General features: G+C 73.0%; 1 protein-coding gene. It reads left to right on the top strand.

Translation table 11 applies throughout. The features are described 5' to 3' along the window. Positions 1-215, top strand: a 215-nt coding sequence (locus tag IG78_RS43735; RefSeq protein ID WP_347400167.1) for a nucleotide disphospho-sugar-binding domain-containing protein, incomplete at both ends; no start/stop codon positions are given.

The following is a 215-nucleotide window of genomic DNA, read 5'->3' as shown; positions in this document are numbered from 1 at the left end:
CTCAGTGCGGTGGAGCGTCTTGCCGGGTACGCGGTGTCGGTGGTGGAGATCCTCAAGGCCCTTGCGGGGCTGGATGTGGAGGTCGTGGCGGCGGTGGCGGGGGCGGCGCGGATCCGCGAGGAGCTGGGGGTGGTGGCGGACCGGGTGCGGGTGGAGGAGTTCGTGCCGCTGTCGGCGCTGGCGCCGACCTGCGATGTGATGGTCCACCACGGCGG

Source organism: Streptomyces aureocirculatus, assembly GCF_000720475.1.
Classification (GTDB): Bacteria; Actinomycetota; Actinomycetes; order Streptomycetales; family Streptomycetaceae; genus Streptomyces; species Streptomyces aureocirculatus.
This window is presented reverse-complemented; position numbering and strand designations above follow the sequence as displayed.